The organism is Thiolapillus sp. (assembly GCF_048562965.1).
Lineage (GTDB): Bacteria > Pseudomonadota > Gammaproteobacteria > Chromatiales > Chromatiaceae > Thiolapillus > Thiolapillus brandeum_A.
Genome location: NZ_JBHNMF010001190.1, coordinates 1 through 798 on the forward strand (window position 1 = coordinate 1; position 798 = coordinate 798).

Sequence of the window (798 nt, forward strand, 5' to 3'; positions counted from 1 at the left end):
AACTACCATGTCCCGCAGAAAAACATCGGGCACATCACGCCCATTCAGGCGCTTAAGGATTGGCACAAAAAACAACCGGAATTATTCAAAAAGAAAATCTATGATCTATCGGGACTTGGCACTTAATTCTTCATGGACATTCTTGAAGAACAGTTTTACATGTTGCCGGTAAACTGAACTCTTATTAACCAACATGACTGCAGCACACGCCTGATTTGTTCCTGCCTCCAACCTTTAGCTCTGCTATTTGCCCCTCGTCTTACCTTGTCCGTACATGGGATCAATCAGTGTTCCAGGGGGATCAATCGAAACATTTGTTTCTTCAACCGCTGCCAGCCATGGAGAGCGAAGCGAAGGCTGGTAGACCCCAGTAGCCGCGAGGCCGCACTGCTTACCCGTCGTGCGCATAGCGCCAGAGGGAAAGCAAAGTAGGCATCCAAACGCGGCGTCCAGTCATTGGGAGACAAGTACGGAGCAGCAACGAGCTTGCGAAGTTGTTGCGTAGTGCTTGGTGACCAGGACGGCTGGGGCACCAATAGGTTGTCAAAGGCCGAGTCGATTTTGGGGACTGGGATGTCCCAAAATCTATCACGAGGCCGAAGACACACTTGCGCTTTCTTTGATATTCGCTCTTTTGTTTCATATATATACTCATTTGCCGTTTCACTACTTGTAACCCAATTGAATTCGGGGGGATTATAATAGAGGCCGCTATCACAAGAAGGTGTTGCACCAGTACCAAGGACACTAATCACCCCCAACCTTGTCCATTCCCAGCCATTCGGTAGTTCAAGCGGC

At 49.0% G+C, this 798-nt stretch carries 2 protein-coding genes and 1 pseudogene; 1 reads left to right on the plus strand and 2 read right to left on the minus strand.

Annotated elements, in window-relative coordinates:
* Positions 1-126, plus strand: a pseudogene (locus ACOCD2_RS23220) (IS481 family transposase); the annotation flags it as partial.
* A 158-nt stretch (positions 127-284) separates the two neighbouring features.
* Here the strand turns inward: ACOCD2_RS23220 and ACOCD2_RS23225 are convergent.
* Both ACOCD2_RS23225 and ACOCD2_RS23230 read right to left on the minus strand, forming a co-directional pair.
* Positions 285-440 carry a hypothetical protein gene (locus ACOCD2_RS23225; RefSeq protein ID WP_419626238.1) on the minus strand — a complete coding sequence of 52 codons (156 nt, stop codon included), beginning with the start codon at positions 438-440 and terminating at the stop codon, positions 285-287.
* Positions 392-592 (minus strand): hypothetical protein, encoded by a 201-nt coding sequence (locus tag ACOCD2_RS23230; protein WP_419626240.1) that lies wholly within the window; start codon positions 590-592, stop codon positions 392-394. Before ACOCD2_RS23230 ends, ACOCD2_RS23225 begins: the two co-directional genes overlap by 49 nt.
* Between the last annotated feature and the right edge of the window lie 206 nt (positions 593-798).